The following is a 17906-nucleotide window of genomic DNA, read 5'->3' on the forward strand; positions in this document are numbered from 1 at the left end:
AACCCGGCGTTAAGCTTAAGCGTAAAGGTTAAATCCGGCCCGTCCCGGTTCAGGCAAGGCCCTGCTTGCGGATATCATCCCAGGCTTCGTCGAGTGTCTTCCTGGCCGAAGCAATCAGGACATCGACCTCTTCCTCGGTGATGCTCAAGGGCGGCGAAATGATCAGCGAATCGCGCACCGCACGCATCACCAGACCGTTGGCGAAGGAGTGATCACGCGCAATGGTGCCGACCTTGCCTTCATTGTCGAAGCGTTTCATCAGGTCGTTCTCGTCGGGAACTAGTTCCAGCGCACCGAACATGCCGACCATACGGGCCTGGCCGACGAGCGGATGTTCTTCCAGCGCCTTCCAGCGCTTCTGGAAATAGGGGCCGATATGATCGCGGACGCGCTCGACCAGGCCTTCGCGCTTGATGATGTTCAGATTGGCGATGGCGGCGGCACAGCAGGCCGGGTGACCGGAATAGGTGTAGCCGTGGAAAAACTCGACGTTTTCGCGGTGCAGGACTTCGGCGATTTCGTCGGACACCAGAACGCCGCCCATCGGCAGGTAACCTGATGTCAGGCCCTTGGCGATGGCCATCAGGTCGGGTTTCATGTCGTAATAGCCGGAGCCGAACCATTCGCCGGTGCGGCCGAAGCCGCAGATGACCTCGTCGGAGACAAACAGGATGTCGCGGCTTTCGAGGATTCGCTTGACCTCGGGCCAGTAGGTGGCGGGCGGAACGATGACACCGCCGGCGCCCTGGATCGGCTCGGCGATGAAGGCGGCAACGTTTTCCTCGCCGATTTCCTCGATGGCGCGTTCGAGTTCACGTGCGGCCCAGAGGCCGAACTCATCCTCGCTCATGCCGGTCTTCATACCTTCACCAAACCAGTAAGGCTGGTCGATGTGGTGGATGTCGGGGATCGGCAACCCGCCCTGGCTGTGCATGGCGCCCATGCCGCCGAGCGAAGCACCGGCCATGGTCGAGCCGTGATAGGCATTCTTGCGGCTGATCACCACTTTCTTGTTTGGCTGGTCCTTCAACGCCCAGTAGGTCCGCACGAGACGCAGTATCGTGTCGTTGGCCTCGGAGCCGGACCCGGCATAAAACACCATGTTGATGTGTTCCGGCGCGAGATCGGCGAGCATTTGCGACAGTTCGATCACCGGAGGATGCGTGGTCTTGAAGAAGGTGTTGTAATAGGACAGCTCGCTCATCTGCGCGCGCACGGCCTCGACGATTTCCTGGCGGCCATGACCGACATTGACGCACCACAGGCCTGCCATGCCGTCCATGATGCGGTTGCCGTCCGTGTCCCAGAGCCAGACTCCATCCGCACGGGAAATGACCCGCCTCTCGTCAACGCCCAAGGTGCCATGTTCGGTAAAGGGATGAAGGTGGTGCTTGTGATCGGAAACCTTGAGATCATGGGAAGACACATTGACGCGCATTGTTTTATTCCTGATTGTTTTTCAGAGTGGTCGCGACGAAATCGATTTGACCTTTATTTGAGTGTGTGCACAAAACTCGGGTGCGGACAAGCACCGCGATAACCGCTTTGCGCGGGAACAGAAAGTCCTGAAGGGGCATGGTGACATTATGCGCGAGGGCGCCGGTACTGGAAAGCAAGACGCAAGTCTTCCCACGAATGATGAAGCCGAACGGTTCCTGGCCGACAATCCCGATATTGAATCGGTCGATTTCCTGATCCCCGACATCAACGGCATCATGCGCGGCAAGTGGGGCCCCACCGAGGCACTGGCCAAGGCCGGGTATCCGGGCATCAACATGCCGTTGTCGATCTTCGGGCTCGACATCTGGGGCAGGGAGGTCGAGTCGACCGGCATCCACATCGAAACAGGCGATATTGACGGTTACTGCCGGGCAATTCCGGGGCGGATCAACCGTGCGCCCTGGGCACCGCGGCCATCGGCACAGGTGCTGATGTCGATGTACACCGAAGCGGGCGAGCCCTGCGAGTACGATCCACGCAATGTGCTGCAACGTATTGTCGACAGGTACACGGCCAAGGGGCTTCAGCCGGTCACCGCATTCGAACTCGAATTCTACCTGGTCGATCCGGCGGTGTTCCAGAGATCCGGCCGGATGAGCAAGGATCTTGGACCTGGCCCCGATCAGCAGCAGATGTATTCGCTGTCCGAATTGCGCGGACAAAGCGACCTGTTCGCCGAAATCCGTGCAGCGGCGGTTGCGCAGGGCCTGCCGATCGACACTATCATCAAGGAAGCCGCGCCGGGCCAGTTCGAGGTCAATCTCAAGCATCGTGCCGACGCGATGGCGGCTGCCGACGACACGGTGCTGCTGCGCCGGCTGATCACGGAATCGGCGCACAAGCACGGACTGCGCGCGACTTTCATGGCCAAACCGTTCCTGGAATGGCCGGGCAACGGCATGCATGTCCATGCCAGCGTTCTCGACACCGACGGAAACAACATCTTTGCAGGCGAGGCCGGTGACTTGCGGCTTCAGCATGCCGCCGCAGGTCTCCTGGAAACCCTCAAAGACACCTTGTTGCTCTATATTCCCGGGTTCAACGGCTATCGCCGGCTGCAGCCGGGATCATATGCGCCGACCCGGATCGCATGGGGCCGCAACAACCGCTCCGTGGTGGTGCGCGTACCCGCATCCGACGACAAGGCACGGCGGCTGGAACATCGCATGTCGGGCGCCGACGCCAACCCGTATTTCGTTCTGGCCGGTGTTCTTGGCGGGATGCTGGAAGGACTTGAGAACGCGAAACTGCCACCGCCGCCGGTGGAGGGCAACGCCTACAATGTGCCGCTGCCGCAACTCTCCGATGACATGGATGACGCGATCGAGGATTTCGAAAGGTCGGATTTCATCCGCCGCCTGTTCGGCCCGGAACTGCGCAAGATCTTCGCCGAAATCAAGCGTGAGGAACTCAAGGCATTCGACAATGAAATCACGCCACTGGAGAGATCGACCTACCTTTGATCGCGGGTTTGCCCGCGGTCTGAAGAAAAATTTGCTGCCTCGCCGACATTGGTCAACGATTTGACATAGGACAAGGAAACGCCGGTTCAGCCCGTGCGACCATATGACTGCCTTTGATTATTTGATTTTCGGGTTGACGAAGGCGGCGATGTTTCGCATCTTGGAAGTGACACATAGGAATAATACAATGGATTTTGAAGCGTTCTTCGAAGACAAGCTTGGTGGCCTGCACAAGGCGGGCAACTACCGGGTGTTTGCCGATATCGAACGTAAGGCCGGCGGTTTTCCGCGGGCAACCCGTTATCGCGCCGATGGTTCTACGCAGGACGTAACTGTCTGGTGTTCCAACGATTATCTGGGCATGGGTCAAAATCCACTGGTCACCGAAGCGATGAAAGAAGCCATTGATCGCTGTGGCGCAGGCGCTGGCGGGACCCGCAACATTTCCGGCACGAATCACTACCATGTGCTTCTGGAAAACGAACTGGCCGATCTGCACGGCAAGGAAGACGCCCTGATTTTCACGTCAGGCTACGTTTCCAACTGGGCAGCGCTGGGGACACTGGCAGGGAAAATTCCCGGCCTGATCGTCTATTCAGATGCGCTCAACCACGCCTCGATGATCGAGGGCATTCGCCACTCGCGTTGCGAGAAGCGGGTCTTCAAGCACAATGACCCGGAAGACCTGCGCCGGCTGATGGCCCTGGACGATCCGGCTGCGCCGAAAATGGTGGCATTCGAGAGCGTCTACTCGATGGACGGCGACGTGGCCCCGATCGCGGCGCTGTGCGATGTGGCCGACGAATTCGGCGCTATGACCTATCTCGATGAAGTTCATGCGGTTGGGATGTACGGCCCGCGCGGCGGCGGCATCGCCGAGCGCGAAGGCATCATGGATCGCCTGACCGTGATCGAAGGCACGCTCGGCAAGGCCTTTGGCGTGATGGGTGGTTACATTACCGGATCGCGCCACTTGTGCGATTTCGTGCGCAGCTTCGCATCCGGCTTCATCTTCACCACAGCGCTTCCGCCTGCGCTCGCCGCAGGTGCCGCAGCCTCGATCCGCCACCTCAAGGCAAGCCAGCTGGAACGCCGGCGGCATCAGGATGCGGTCGCCAAAGTGCGACGCGCGCTTGACGCACATGGCATTCCGCACATGGAAAACCCGAGCCATATCGTGCCGGTTATGGTGGGCAACGCGTCGAAGTGCAAATGGATTTCCGACGTGATGATGGATAACCACGGCATTTACGTGCAGCCGATCAACTACCCGACGGTGCCGGTGAAGACCGAGCGTCTGCGGATCACGCCGACGCCGATGCACAGCGATGCGGACATCAAGCATCTTGCAGGTGCGCTGAGCGAGCTGTGGTCGCAATGCGCTCTGGCGCGGGCGGTCGCATAGGCTGACCGCCGCCTGAAGCCTTGAACCCGGATTCTGCCTTTTTGAAATGAATGCATTTTGCGAACCTGGTCAGTGATGCTGATCAGGTTCGTTTCGTTTCGATGGCAGGTAATTGACGGGCCTGGTGACAATCGATCTGGCAACGATGACCCGGTATATGTCCGCCGGATTGCGATATCCCGGAAGTCGGTCAGCCGGTCTGGTCGGCCTCGTCCCGCACAGGGGCGCAAAACAGCGAATACAGCGTTCCGATGACTGACGAGACCTCGTGATTGAGGATCGAATAATAGATCATCCGGCCTTCGCGCCGGGTGTCGACAAGGCCGTCGAGACGCAGCCGAGCCAGCTGCTGCGATACCGCGGCCTGTGGCATGGCGAGAATTTCCTCAAGCTCGGAAACCGACTTCTCGCCTTCAGACAGGATGCAAAGAATCATCAGCCGGGTCTCGTGGCTGAGCGATTTCAGCAGGTCGCTGGCCTTGCGCGCCTGAACAAGCAGGAGGTTCATTTCTTCCTGGTTCATATTGGTCTTGATCTGAGGCAATGTCATGTGATGCGAGCTCGATGGATGATGAACAGTATATAGTGCATATGCCATCTGGAAAAGGGCGTTGCTGGCAGGTAGCCGGAGTGTCTTGCCAGCAGGACGTTGGCCTCGCGCGACAAATGCAATTTCCAAGATGCATATTCTTCCTAGCTTAATTGCACAACGCATTGCAACAATCAGGGTCAATTTCCTCCCGTTGGCTTCGGGCAGGGCTTCAATTCCGCTGTCATGGATGGAAAATCCTTGCCCGGAGCCATGCTCCGGTCCTACTCTGACAAGAAAAATCTGCCGTATCTGCACGATCAATGCGACCGGCGGCAGCGGAGACCGGAGATTTCACATTTGCCCGTTTTGCTTCGGGCGCGGGAGGTTCCATGTTTGCACTCAACCGCATGCTTGTCTGTCTTTTGATGCTGGTCCTGCCAGCAACAGCGATGGCGCAGGACGGATCACGGCGCATCGAAACCACTGAAAATGCAGATTACTTCGGCTTCGATTTGCGAACGGTGCAGAATATCGGCCTGGAAGAATGCAAGGCCGAGTGCCTTGGTGACCGGCAATGCAAGGCGTTCACCTACAACGTCAAGGCCGGCTGGTGCTTTCTCAAGTCGGACTACAACACCATAAACCCGTTTGCCGGAGCGGTTGCGGGCAGGGTGGTTGCGGCAGGCGGGGAACCCGATCTCGGTGCAGCCCCCGATCTCGACTTTGTCGCTGCATCGTTGCTCGACGAGGCACGCGCCTACCGCGAGCGGACACTTGCGCGCTACAGCGGCAGCGGTGCGGGCGTAACCAGCCTGATGCGGCAGGGCGAAGCCTCGATCGCGGCAGGTGACATGGAAAGCGCCGTGCGCAACTACGCCATGGCGGTGGCCACGGCGCCCGAACGCAGCGATCTCTGGGCGGAATTGTCACGCGCTGCACTCGCCTATACGCCCAAGGATGCCAATCTGCGGCGCAGCCTTCTCTCGGTTTCCGTTTCTTCTGCCATCAACGCCTATCAGACATCGCGGAGCCTTTCGGCACGTGCAGATTCGCTTGCGGTCCTGGCCGAAGCATTCACAGGCGTCAAAAACTGGCGTCCGGCACTGTCTGCCTACCGGGCAAGCCTTGATCTCCGCGAAGTTCCGGCTCTCCGCGCAGCATACACACAATTGCGGGCAACACACGGTTTCCGGGTTGTCGACAACACGGTTGACGCGGACAGCGAAACGCCGCGGGTTTGCGTCCAGTTTTCCGAAGATCTCGTCAAAAGCCAGGACTATTCCGGATTCGTGAATATCGATGGTGCGAACGACGTTGCCATTGATACAGACACCCGCCAGATTTGCGTCAACGGGCTGGAGCACGGCCAACGCTACCGCCTGGTGTTGCGCCAGGGGCTGCCCTCATCCGTGGGTGAAGTGCTGGAAGCTCCGGTGGAGCTGTCGGTCTATGTGCGCGACCGCTCACCGGCGGCCCGGTTTACGGGCTCGAATTTTGTGCTTCCGGCAAAATCGCGGCTTGGCATTCCACTGATTACCATCAATGCGCCATCGGCGGATCTCAAACTGTTCCGCGTCGGCGACCGGGCACTGTCGCAAATCATAACCCGGTCGGACTTTCTCAGGCAGCTCAACAGCTATTCGATCGATTCGATCGTGCAGGATCTCGGCGCCTCGATCTGGGACGGTTCAATCGAGATTGACAGCGAGCCAAACCGGGACGTGACAACCAGCATCCCGGTCGACACGCTGCTGCCCGAACGCCAGCCCGGCGTATATGTGCTGACCGCCACACCGTTCGGAGACAAGAGCGAAAACTGGGATTCGCGCGCCACGCAATGGTTCGTGATCTCCGATATCGGGATGAGCACCTTTGCGGGCGAAGACGGGTTGTCGGTGTTCTTGCGCTCGCTCGACACGGCCACACCACTTGGCTCGGTTGCGCTGACCCTGCTTGCCCGCAACAACGAGATCCTTGGCGAGGCCGTCACAGATGACGATGGCCGGGCCACGTTCCAGCCGGGGCTTATTCGGGGACAGGCGGGACTTGCGCCGGCGGCCCTGCTTGCCAAGGGACCGGGTGGCGATTTTGTCTTTCTCGACCTGACGCGTGGCGGCTTTGACCTGTCCGATCGCGGTGTTGCCGGGCGTTCGTCGCCGGGCGGTGTCGATGTCATGGCATGGACCGAGCGCGGCATCTACCGCGCTGGCGAGACCGTACACCTTTCAGCGCTGGCCAGAAACGACAAGGCAGAAGCGCTCACCGGTCTGCCGCTGACACTGATCCTGCAACGCCCCGATGGCGTCGAGGACCGGCGCGTGGTCTCCGATGGTGCTGCCCTTGGCGGCCACGCACTGGCGCTGGCGTTGCCGGAGAACGCCATGCAGGGCAGCTGGCGCGCGGCGCTGCACACCGATCCGAAGCGTCCGGCGGTGGCAGAGGTTTCATTCCTGGTCGAGGACTTCCAGCCGGACCGGATCGAGATCGAACTCGATGCCGGAAATGCCGAGGTGAGCCCGGCCGCACCGGCCAACATTGCGGTAACCGGCCGCTATCTCTATGGCGCGCCTGCCGGCGGGCTCGCCACCGAGGGCGAAATCGTGCTCAGCCGCACCCGGAACCTCGACGGATACAAGGGATTTGAATTCGGCCTGGCCGACGAGGAATTCGAGAACTCCCGGATCCTGCTCGACAATTTGCCGCCGCTCGACCAATCCGGCGAGGCCGTGGTTGAGATCGACGTTGGCGCGTTGCCGGACACGACCCAGTTCCTGACCGCGAAAGTCACGATCCGTGCGTCCGAAGGCGGTGGCCGTGCGGTGGAACGCTCGGTCGACCTCAAGGTCGCTACCGAGGGGCCGCGTATCGGCATCAAGCCATTGTTTGAAGATCACCAGGTTCCGGAAGACAGCGAGGCCGGTTTCCAGCTGATCGCAGTGGATGCAGCCGGGTCACGCATCGCCATGCCCGGTGCCTCATGGTCGCTGGTCAAGGTTGAACGGAATTACCAATGGTACCGGCAGGGAAATTCCTGGAACTATGAAGTCGTTGATTTCACCACAGAAATAGCAGATGGCGAAATCGATATCGCCAGCGATGCACCGGCATCGATCTCTGCCAATGTCGATTGGGGCCGCTACCGCCTTGACGTGACGGGAGCGGACGGGATCGAAACCAGCGTGCTGTTTGATGCCGGCTGGTATGTCGAGGCCAAATCGATCGAAACCCCGGACGGTCTGGAAATCGCGCTGGACAAGGACCGGTACGAGGTCGGTGAAACAGCACAGTTGCGGATATCGCCGCGCTTTGCAGGCGAGGCGTTGATCACGGTCGGCTCGGAGCGGCTGATTGAAACGGTGACCGCCTCGGTGGGTGCGGATGGCACGACCATCGACCTACCGGTGACCGAGGAATGGGGTGCCGGCGCCTATGTCACCGCGACACTTTACCGTCCGGGCGAAGCAGAATCACGCATGCCGAGACGCGCCATCGGGGTGAAATGGCTGACGGTGGATCCGGGCAGCCGGCAATTGCCGGTTACGCTCGATCTGCCTGAGCAGACGACACCGCGCGGGGCGTTTACGGTTCCGGTCAAGATTGCCGGCCTGACGCCGGGGGAGGACGCTTTCGTCTTAGTATCCGCGGTCGATGTCGGCATTCTCAACCTGACCCGGCACAAGGTTGCCGATCCCGAGGCCTGGTATTTCGGCCAACGTGCGCTGGGGCTTGAAATCCGCGACCTCTATGGCCGCCTGATTGACGGCTCGGCAGGCGTGACCGGACGGATCCGCTCGGGTGGCGACGGCGCCATGATTCGGTCCGAAGGCAGCCCGCCGCGCGAGAAGCTGGTGGCTTTCTTCGAAGGCCCGGTCCAGGTCGCATCCGACGGCACGGCCAGCGTGACGTTCGACATGCCTCAGTTCAACGGGACGGTGCGGGTCAATGCGGTTGCCTGGAGCGCAAGCTCGCTGGGCCACGCGACACGCGACGTGATCGTGCGCGATCCGGTTGTCATCACCGCGAGCCTGCCGCAATTCCTTGCACCGGGTGACCGCTCTCAGGTTCTCATCGAACTGGCCAACACCGATGGTCCGGCGGGTGAGTATGGTGTGGAGCTGTTCACCGCGTCCGGCAGGGTGCAGGGCGGCAACGGCCTGCGCCAGACGCTCAACCTGCCCGCAGGGGCACGCAGCAGCCTCGTGATGCCGCTCGAGGGACTTGCAAGCGGTGCCGACACGCTGACAATCGCGATTTCAGGACCGGACGGGCTGTCGCTTGCGCGCGAGGAGTCCATTACCGTGCGGCCCGGCGCCATGCCGGTAACCACCAAACGCGTTGTCAGCCTTTCGGGTGGTGGCGGCACGCTGCGCATCGATGGTGAATTGCTTGCCGACAGTCTGCTGGACGGCGCGTCCGTGACCGTCGGCGTGACCCGAAATGCGGCGTTCGACGTGGCGTCGTTGCTGATGGCGCTTGACCGCTATCCCTATGGCTGCGCGGAACAAACCGCCAGCCGGGCGTTGCCGCTTCTGTATCTGAGCGAGCTTGGCGATCCGGCCGGCGGCGATGATGCGCAGACAATCTCCAAGCGGATCAATGACGCGATCACGCGGCTTGTCGCCTACCAGTCGGCGTCGGGCAGTTTCGGGCTTTGGGGGCCGGGATCGGGCGATCTCTGGCTTGATGCCTATGTCACCGATTTCCTCACACGGGCCATGGAGAAGGGCTTCTCGGTTCCGCCTGTGGCAAGCCGGCTGGCGCTCGACAACCTGCAGAACACGCTGGCCTACACCACGGATGTCCGCTCGGACGGCAGCTCCATTGCCTATGCGCTGTATGTGCTTGCGCGCAATCGCAAGGCGGCGGCGACCGACCTGCGGTATTATTCGGACAGCCAGATCGACGCCTTCGACCAGCCGCTGGCGCGGGCGCAGATCGGGGCGGCACTTTCGCTCTATGGTGACGCGCAACGGGCGGCGGAAAGTTTCCGCTCGGCCTTTGAACATGCCCGCTCGACCGCAACCCTGATCGGCGCGCGCAACGACTACGGCTCGGCGCTGCGGGACGGGGCGGCAATGCTGGCGCTGTCTGCGGAATCGACGCCTACACCGGGCATCGTGCCGGAACTGATCCGCTTTGTCGCTGACGCCAAGACCGCGCGGCAATCCACCAGCACTCAGGAAAATGCCTGGATGGTGCTGGCCGCGCGGGCGATTTCCGCAGGCAACCGGTCGATCTCGGTCAATGTCAACGGGCAGGCATTCGCCGGGGCCTACGAGACCCGGATGAGCGGCGAGGCGATCCGGGACAATCCGCTGACCATCGTCAACCAGGGCGAAGAACCTGTCGACGCAGTGGTGACGACGATAGCGGCTCCGGCGCAACCCTTGAGCGCCGGCGGCACCGGCTTCCAGATCAGCCGCAGCTACTACACGCTCGACGGTCAGCCCGCATCGATATCCTCGGTCAGGCAGAACGAGCGTTACCTGGTGGTGTTGCAGATGCGTGAAGCCAATGCATGGCCGTCGCGGGTGGTTGTCACCGACCTGCTGCCTGCCGGTTTTGTCATCGACAATCCGCGGCTGGTGGACAGCGCCGAACTCGCCAACTTCCCCTGGCTTGGCGAGGTTTCAGCCAGTCACGCCGAGTTCCGCAGTGACCGCTTCATGGCTGCGTTCGACCGCGGGGCCACGTCCAACCGTGATTTTGTCGCGGCCTATGTGGTGCGTGCGGTGACGCCGGGAATCTACACCCATCCGGCCGCTGTCGTTGAGGACATGTACCGCCCCGAACTCGCGGCCCGCACGGCGTCCGGGTTCATGGAGGTGCTTGGCGCGCCATGACGATGTCGCGGCGCACCCGGCTGTGGCGTCTGGCGGCCGGCGGTCTGGGTGGCTTCGTCCTGATAGCCGGGCTGGTTGTGTTTGGCCTGGAGCGGGCTGACCGGGCCTATCCGCCCCCCTTGGATATGGCTGCCGAAGTGTCGCGCGAGGTTCTGGACCGCAACGGGAAGCTGTTGCGCGCCTACACCACGCCTGAAGGCGTCTGGCGGCTGCCGGTTACACTCGATGCGGTCGATCCCGACTATATCAACATGCTGCTTGCCTATGAGGACCGGCGTTTCAGAACCCATTGGGGCGTCGACCCGGTGGCGCTGGTACGTGCCGCCGTGCAATTCGTTGTCAATGGCGGACGGATCGTCTCGGGCGGTTCGACCATCACCATGCAACTGGCGCGGCTGATCGAGCCCAGGGCCGAACGGTCGCTTTCGGCCAAGCTGAGGCAAATGGCCCGCGCGCTGCAGATCGAGCGACGGCTGGGCAAGGACGAGATCCTATCGCTGTACCTGACACTGGCCCCCTATGGCGGTAACCTCGAGGGCATTCGGGCGGCGAGCCTTGCCTGGTTCGGGCGGGAACCGAGGAAGCTTAGCCTGTCTCAGGCGGCACTGCTGGTGGCCTTGCCGCAATCTCCCGAGGCCAGACGCCCTGACCGTCGGCGTGCGCAAGCGCTGTTGGCTCGAAACCGGGTGCTGGCCCGGATGAAGGATGCCGGGCTGATTCCCGAAAGCGAAATTGCCCGTGCCTCCGCAGCACAGGTTCCGGGCCGCCGCCTCGCCATGCCCGATCTCGCGGCCCACACGGCTGACCTGGCAATACGGCAGCGATCAGATGAGCAAACAACCACGTTGACCCTCGACTCCGATATCCAGCAACGGCTTGAAACGCTGGCGACGGAGACAGCGGGGCGCCTGGGCACCAGGCAATCGCTCGCCATGGTGCTGGCCGACGGCAGAACCGGCGAGGTTCTCGCCAGTGTCGGATCGACCGGACATCTCGATGCGGGCCGCGCAGGCGCCATCGACATGACCCATGCCGTTCGCTCGCCCGGGTCGACGCTCAAGCCCTTCATCTATGGTCTTGCCTTCGAGGACGCTTTGGTGGTGCCGGAAACGCTGATCGACGATACGCCTGCCGATTTCTCGGGCTACCGGCCGCGGAATTTCGATCGCGGCTACATGGGCGAGGTCAGCATTCGCCAGGCGCTCCAGTTTTCGCTGAACGTTCCGGCCGTGCGCCTGCTCGAGGCGGTCGGGCCACAACGGCTGCTGGCGCGGCTGCGGCGCGGCGGCACCCGGCTGGACCTGCCGCCCGGCGGTGCGCCAGGGCTGGCAATCGGTCTGGGCGGGGCCGGGATCAGCCTTCGCGACCTGGTGCAGCTCTACACCGCCTTCGTCAACAACGGCACGGCGCAATCGCTGAACGACGGCACCGGCCCCGTTGCTCCGAAGCAGCTGGAGCAGCCGGTGTTGGCAGCGGACGCCAGTTGGCGCGTAGCCGAGATTCTCTCCGGCGTGAGCGCACCACAGGGCGCGCCGCGTGTTGCCATCGCCTACAAGACCGGAACATCCTACGGCTACCGCGACGCCTGGGCTATCGGGTTCGACGGGCGGTATGTGCTGGGCGTCTGGGTGGGACGGCCAGACGCAGCGCCGGTTCCCGGCCTTTCCGGAATCGAGACTGCGGCGCCCTTGCTGTTCGAGGCGTTCGTACGCGCAGGGCTTGAGCGAGTAGATTTTCCCGCGCCTCCTGCCGGGCTGGTGGTGCGATCGCGCCGCAGCTTGCCCCATGCCTTGAAAAGGTACCGGGGCCGGGATGCAGCAATCAGCACTGTGGCGGATGGTTCGCTGCCGCCGCAGATCGTCTATCCGCCGCAAAATGCGCGCGTGGCGCTGGGTTCAGGCGGTTCCGGCCCGCTGATGCCGCTGGTGATCAAGCTGCAGGGCGGCGCGGGGCCTTACCGGCTGATAGCCAATGGACGGGCCTTGTCCAAACCGACGCGGCGACGGGTGTTGAACTGGACGCCGGACAGTCCGGGCGCCTCGACACTGACGGTCATGGACGCGGAAGGCAGGGCCGCGAGCGTCAATGTCTTCATTGACGCCAATTGACGAGGTTTTGGGATATCAGCCCGGGTTTCGTCAGGCCGCCGGCTGGTTCATTGCCGCAAAGACAAGTTCGCGCAAACGGGCCGCCACCGCGCTGATGATCACGTTCTTGCGCGAGATGAGGAAATAGGGGCTGACCAGGATTTTCTCTTCCGGCTCGACCGTCGCCAGTCCGGCAGCCGGGTTGTTGGAGACAAAGAGATCGGCAACCTGTCGCGGGATCGGCGCAAGCGCGTCCGATGACGCAAGATAGGCGACCATAACCAGCATGGATGTTGTGTTGACGATGTCGCGCGGCAGATCCGTCCCGGATGAGACGAAAACGGCTTCCACCGCCTGACGCAAGGGGGTGTGCGGCGCCTGGATCACCCATTCATATGCTGCAAGGCTCGGAAGGGATGCGGTCGCGGTGCGGGACAAGGGATGCCCGGCCCGCATCATGAAACAGATGTCTTCGTGCCGACCACGGCGAACATCGAGCTGACGCTTGTCATATGCCGGTGGAATCCGCGAGAGCACGAAATCATGCTCCCCGCGAAACAATCCCTCGACGAGCACATCGCTGGGCGCAACATCGACATGGATGTCCGCGCCGATGGCTGTCTTTTTCAATTCCTGGATGGCAGGCACGACAAAGGCGACAGACCCGTCGGTGACCGAGCCCACCCGCGCGGTGCCGGCAAGCCCCTTGCTGACTGACGAGATCTCCCGGAGTGTCTGATCAAGACCATTGAGCAGATTGTGACCGTTGCGGATGAGGGTGTCGCCAACCGGTGTGGGAGACATGCCCTTGGGGTGGCGCAGGAAAACCGGACCACCGACGGCCCGCTCGATATTTGCAAGCATGCGCGATGCGGCGGGCTGCGACAGCGCCAGTTGCTCTGCGGCCAGCCCCAACTGGCCGGTGTCGTGGACCGCCTGGATCAGGAGGAAGTCCTTCAGCTGCAGATTGCGTGTTTTCGAAGCCATTTTCTGCTTATCAATTTTGATATGCAGATTGTCAATCTATTCATTTGAACTGCATGTTGCAGACCCGCTAGGTTGGTTTCGGGTTCAGATGAATCCTAATGGCTGGCAGGGCTTGACCTCGGAGGAAAGGTCAGCCGCTGCATGGCGCTGTCTCGGGAGGACTCTATGAAGAAGCTTACATCAATTTTGGCGACAGTTGCGCTCGGCGTCGGTCTGATTTCGACGCCCGCAATTGCGCAGGACAAGGGCACCGTCGGCATTGCCATGCCGACCAAGTCATCGGCTCGCTGGATTTCTGACGGCAACTCGATGGTCGAGCAGTTCACCGCGGCCGGTTACGCCACCGACCTGCAATATGCAGAGGACGATATTCCAAACCAGCTGGCGCAGATCGAGAACATGATCACCAAGGGCGTCAATGTTCTGGTGATTGCCGCCATTGACGGCACGACGCTTTCCAATGCACTGGAAAACGCGGCCGCTTCGGGCATCAAGGTTATCGCCTATGACCGGCTGATCCGTGAGAGCGGCAATGTCGACTACTACGCGACATTCGACAACTTCAAGGTCGGCGTGCAGCAGGCCAGTTCGCTGGTTGCGGGCCTGAAGGAGCGCTTCGGCGACGGGCCCTACAATGTTGAACTGTTCGGCGGGTCCCCCGACGATAACAATGCCTTCTTCTTCTACAATGGTGCGATGAGCGTGCTGCAGCCGCTGATCGATTCCGGCGAGGTGGTGATCGTCTCCGGCCAGATGGGCATGGACAAGGTTGGCACGCTTCGCTGGGACGGCGCCGTGGCCCAGGCCCGCATGGACAACCTGCTGTCGGCTTACTACACCGACAAGCCGGTTCACGGGGTTCTTTCGCCCTATGACGGCCTTTCGATCGGCATTCTTTCATCGCTCAAGGGCGTCGGTTACGGCTCCGGCGACCTGAAGATGCCAATCGTTTCCGGGCAGGATGCCGAGGTCCAGTCGGTCAAGTCGATCCTTGCAGGCGAACAGTATTCGACGGTGTTCAAGGACACCCGCGAACTGGCCCGCGTCACCGTCGGCATGGTCGATGCGCTGCTGCAGGGCGGCACACCGGAAATCAACGACACGACCACTTACGACAATGGCGTCAAGGTGGTCGAATCCTACCTGCTGGAGCCGGTGTCGGTCGACAAGTCGAACTGGGAGGAAATCCTTCTCGGTTCGGGCTACTACACGATGGATCAGATCAAGTAGGCTGACCCAAGCAGCCAGAATGCAGTCCGGGCCACGCGTAAAGACCGCATGGCCCGGACACTGATCCCAATTCCATCGATACCGAGATTGTGCAATGAAACCGCTTCTGGAGATGCGCTCCATAACCAAGACCTTTCCGGGCGTGAAGGCTCTCAATGCGGTGAACCTCACTGTCATGGAGGGCGAAATCCATGCCCTGGTCGGTGAAAACGGAGCGGGCAAATCGACCCTCATGAAGGTCTTGTCCGGGGTTTACCCGTCAGGTTCCTACGAGGGAGACATCCACTACGACGGCTCGGTTGCAGCCTTTTCGGGCATTCGCGAAAGCGAGTCCGTCGGCATCATCATCATTCACCAGGAACTGGCGCTGGTGCCGCTGCTGTCGATTGCCGAGAACCTGTTCATCGGCAATGAACGCGCGAGCAGGGGGGTGGTTGACTGGCATGAAACATTCCAGCGGACCGAAGCCCTGCTGAAGAAGGTCGGGCTGTCGGAAGCTCCGGGCACACTTGTCGATCGTATCGGCGTAGGCAAGCAGCAACTGGTCGAAATCGCCAAGGCGCTGTCCAAGGATGTGCGACTGCTTATCCTGGACGAACCGACATCCGCCCTGTCCGAAAAGGACAGCCAGGCACTGCTGGATCTGCTGCTCGAGCTCAAGGCGCAGGGCGTCACCTCGATCATCATCAGCCACAAGCTCAACGAGGTGCGCAGCATCGCCGACCGGGTCACCGTGATCCGGGATGGCGCCACCATCTCCACGCTTGATGCCCGCAGTGACGAGATCACCGAGGACCGCATCATCCGCGACATGGTCGGCCGCGACATGGCGCAACGGTTCCCCGAGCGCGAAAGCCACCCCGGCGACATGCTGCTGGAAGTGCGCAACTGGAATGTCTGGCACCCGGAACACAGCGAGCGGCAGGTCATCCGCGATGCCAGCCTGAATGTCCGCGCCGGCGAAGTGGTCGGCATTGCCGGACTGATGGGCGCAGGCAGGACCGAACTGGCCATGAGCATTTTCGGGCGCAGTTATGGCCGCCGGATCTCGGGGGAGGTGCTGATTGACGGATTGCCCGCGGACGTCTCCACCGTCGACCGCTCGATTGCCGCAGGCCTTGCCTATGTCACCGAGGACCGCAAGCATCTCGGCCTGGTTCTCGACGAAACCATCCAGCGCAACATCACGCTGGCCAACCTGCCGGAAGTGGCCTCGTTCGGTGTCATTTCCGAAGCACAGGAAATCAACGTCGCCGAAGGGTACCGCAAGGCGATCAATATCCGCACGCCCGGTGTCTTCCAGAAAGTCGGCAACCTCTCGGGCGGCAACCAGCAGAAGGTGGTGCTTTCCAAGTGGCTGTTTGCCAACCCGAAAGTGCTGATCCTGGACGAGCCGACGCGGGGCATCGACGTTGGCGCCAAGTACGAAATCTACGGAATCATCAACAAGCTGGTCGCCGACGGCAAGGGCGTGCTGATGATCTCATCGGAGCTGCCTGAACTGTTGGGCATGTGTGACAGAATCTACGTGATGAATGAAGGCGCCCTCGTGGGCGAGCTGACCGCCGCGGAAGCGAGCCAGGAACGCATCATGTCCTTCATTGTGAGGAGTTAAGACCATGGCGAGCGAACCCGCTGAAACACCCGTCGCACAGCAAGGCCGGTCTGCCGGACAATATCTGGCCGGCCATTTGCGCGACTACGGCATGGTGCTGGCACTGATCGCCATCATGGCGTTTTTCCAGGTGATGACCGACGGGACGCTGCTCAGGCCGGTCAACATCACCAATCTGTTCCTGCAAAACAGCTACATCATCATCATGGCGCTGGGCATGCTGCTGGTGATCGTCGCCGGGCATATCGATCTCTCGGTCGGTTCGGTGGTCGGGTTCGTCGGTGCGCTGGCGGCGGTGATGATGGTGAACTGGGACTGGTCGATCTACCTTACGATTCCCTGCTGCCTGCTGGTGGGTATCCTGATCGGGGCCGCGCAAGGCTACTGGATCGCCTATTGGCGCATTCCCTCCTTCATCGTCACGCTTGCCGGCATGCTGGTGTTCCGCGGTGCGTCGCTGTGGCTGCTTGCCGGGCAGTCGGTGGGGCCTTTCCCGCGCCAGTTCCAGGCGCTGTCGACCGGGTTCATCCCCGACATGCTGCCCTTTGTCAAAACCATGCTCGGGGTGGAGCGGATGAACGGTTTTGCGGTCGTGACCGGTCTTGTGATCGCCGGGCTGATTGTTTGGCTCGGGCTGCGCGCCCGCAACCGCAACCGTGCCTACGGCATGAGTGCGGAACCGATGAGCTTCTTCATCATGCGCAACCTGCTGGTGGCGGGCGCCATCGTCTTCGTGTCCTACAAGCTCGCCACCTTCCGCGGCCTGCCCAATGTGCTGATCACCATGGGCGTGCTGACGATCATCTACGCCTTCATCACGGAATCGACGGTGCTGGGGCGGCGCATCTATGCGCTGGGCGGCAATGAAAAAGCTGCCAAGCTGTCGGGCATCCGCACCGAGCGGCTGACCTTCCTGACATTCGTCAACATGGGAATGCTGGCAGCGCTTGCCGGACTGATCTTCGCGGCCAGGCTGAACACCGCGACGCCGAAGGCAGGTGTGTCGTTCGAACTTGATGTGATCGCCGCAGTTTTCATCGGCGGAGCGTCGATGTCCGGCGGTGTCGGCAAGATCGTCGGCGCAGTGGTCGGCGCCTTCATCATGGGAGTGATGAACAACGGCATGTCGATCATGGGTATCGGCATCGATTACCAGCAGGTGATCAAGGGCCTGGTGCTGCTCGCTGCGGTGATTTTCGATGTCTACAACAAGAACAAACAGAGCTGATACAGAAGGGAGAGGC

The 17906-nt window shown here is 61.5% G+C and carries 10 protein-coding genes; 7 read left to right on the forward strand and 3 right to left on the reverse strand.

Annotation, left to right across the window (positions count from 1 at the left end; translation table 11 throughout):
- Positions 1-49 precede the first annotated feature (49 nt).
- Complete coding sequence (locus WNY80_RS04710) at positions 50-1438, reverse strand: aspartate aminotransferase family protein (protein WP_342886164.1); 1389 nt, start codon at positions 1436-1438, stop codon at positions 50-52.
- A 148-nt stretch (positions 1439-1586) separates the two neighbouring features.
- On the opposite strand from WNY80_RS04710, the gene WNY80_RS04715 reads away from it, so the two are divergent.
- Entirely contained in the window at positions 1587-2963 is a 1377-nt protein-coding gene (locus WNY80_RS04715) for a glutamine synthetase family protein (protein ID WP_342886165.1), read from the forward strand.
- A 187-nt stretch (positions 2964-3150) separates the two neighbouring features.
- Positions 3151-4368 carry a 5-aminolevulinate synthase gene (hemA, locus tag WNY80_RS04720; protein WP_342886166.1) on the forward strand — a complete coding sequence of 406 codons (1218 nt, stop codon included), beginning with the start codon at positions 3151-3153 and terminating at the stop codon, positions 4366-4368.
- A gap of 190 nt (positions 4369-4558) precedes the next feature.
- On the opposite strand, the gene WNY80_RS04725 is transcribed toward hemA, so the two are convergent.
- Positions 4559-4918, reverse strand: coding sequence for a metalloregulator ArsR/SmtB family transcription factor (locus tag WNY80_RS04725; RefSeq protein WP_342886167.1), 360 nt, complete (start codon positions 4916-4918; stop codon positions 4559-4561).
- A gap of 371 nt (positions 4919-5289) precedes the next feature.
- On the opposite strand from WNY80_RS04725, the gene WNY80_RS04730 reads away from it, so the two are divergent.
- Positions 5290-10743, forward strand: coding sequence for an alpha-2-macroglobulin family protein (locus WNY80_RS04730; RefSeq protein WP_342886168.1), 5454 nt, complete (start codon positions 5290-5292; stop codon positions 10741-10743).
- Entirely contained in the window at positions 10740-12851 is a 2112-nt protein-coding gene (gene pbpC / locus WNY80_RS04735) for a penicillin-binding protein 1C (RefSeq protein WP_342886169.1), read from the forward strand. Before WNY80_RS04730 ends, pbpC begins: the two co-directional genes overlap by 4 nt.
- A 30-nt stretch (positions 12852-12881) precedes the next feature.
- Here the strand turns inward: pbpC and WNY80_RS04740 are convergent, their stop codons facing one another.
- A complete protein-coding gene (locus tag WNY80_RS04740) occupies positions 12882-13817 on the reverse strand; it encodes a LysR family transcriptional regulator (RefSeq protein WP_342886170.1) in 936 nt (311 codons plus the stop codon).
- Between the two features lie 165 nt (positions 13818-13982).
- Between WNY80_RS04740 and chvE the strand changes: the two genes are divergently transcribed.
- The 3 genes from chvE to mmsB all read left to right on the forward strand — a co-directional run bounded on the left by chvE (position 13983) and on the right by mmsB (position 17890).
- Positions 13983-15047: a multiple monosaccharide ABC transporter substrate-binding protein gene (gene chvE / locus WNY80_RS04745; RefSeq protein ID WP_342886171.1), complete on the forward strand. Its 1065-nt coding sequence runs from the start codon at positions 13983-13985 to the stop codon at positions 15045-15047.
- Between the two features lie 94 nt (positions 15048-15141).
- The gene (gene mmsA / locus WNY80_RS04750; RefSeq protein ID WP_342886172.1) at positions 15142-16662 is read left to right on the forward strand and encodes a multiple monosaccharide ABC transporter ATP-binding protein; all 1521 of its coding nucleotides are present in this window, start codon (positions 15142-15144) and stop codon (positions 16660-16662) included.
- A 4-nt stretch (positions 16663-16666) separates the two neighbouring features.
- Positions 16667-17890 carry a multiple monosaccharide ABC transporter permease gene (gene mmsB / locus WNY80_RS04755; protein ID WP_342886173.1) on the forward strand — a complete coding sequence of 408 codons (1224 nt, stop codon included), beginning with the start codon at positions 16667-16669 and terminating at the stop codon, positions 17888-17890.
- The last annotated feature ends 16 nt before the right edge of the window (positions 17891-17906 follow it).

Source organism: Hoeflea sp. AS16, from assembly GCF_038900095.1.
Taxonomy (GTDB): Bacteria; Pseudomonadota; Alphaproteobacteria; order Rhizobiales; family Rhizobiaceae; genus Hoeflea.

Coding starts and splice junctions, on each gene's coding strand:
- chvE (WP_342886171.1), top strand. CDS start 13,983: ATGAAGAAGCTTACATCAATTTTGGCGACAGTTGCGCTCGGCGTCGGT.
- mmsA (WP_342886172.1), top strand. CDS start 15,142: ATGAAACCGCTTCTGGAGATGCGCTCCATAACCAAGACCTTTCCGGGC.
- WNY80_RS04710 (WP_342886164.1), bottom strand. CDS start 1,438: ATGCGCGTCAATGTGTCTTCCCATGATCTCAAGGTTTCCGATCACAAG.
- WNY80_RS04730 (WP_342886168.1), top strand. CDS start 5,290: ATGTTTGCACTCAACCGCATGCTTGTCTGTCTTTTGATGCTGGTCCTG.
- WNY80_RS04715 (WP_342886165.1), top strand. CDS start 1,587: ATGCGCGAGGGCGCCGGTACTGGAAAGCAAGACGCAAGTCTTCCCACG.
- mmsB (WP_342886173.1), top strand. CDS start 16,667: ATGGCGAGCGAACCCGCTGAAACACCCGTCGCACAGCAAGGCCGGTCT.
- hemA (WP_342886166.1), top strand. CDS start 3,151: ATGGATTTTGAAGCGTTCTTCGAAGACAAGCTTGGTGGCCTGCACAAG.
- WNY80_RS04725 (WP_342886167.1), bottom strand. CDS start 4,918: ATGACATTGCCTCAGATCAAGACCAATATGAACCAGGAAGAAATGAAC.
- WNY80_RS04740 (WP_342886170.1), bottom strand. CDS start 13,817: ATGGCTTCGAAAACACGCAATCTGCAGCTGAAGGACTTCCTCCTGATC.
- pbpC (WP_342886169.1), top strand. CDS start 10,740: ATGACGATGTCGCGGCGCACCCGGCTGTGGCGTCTGGCGGCCGGCGGT.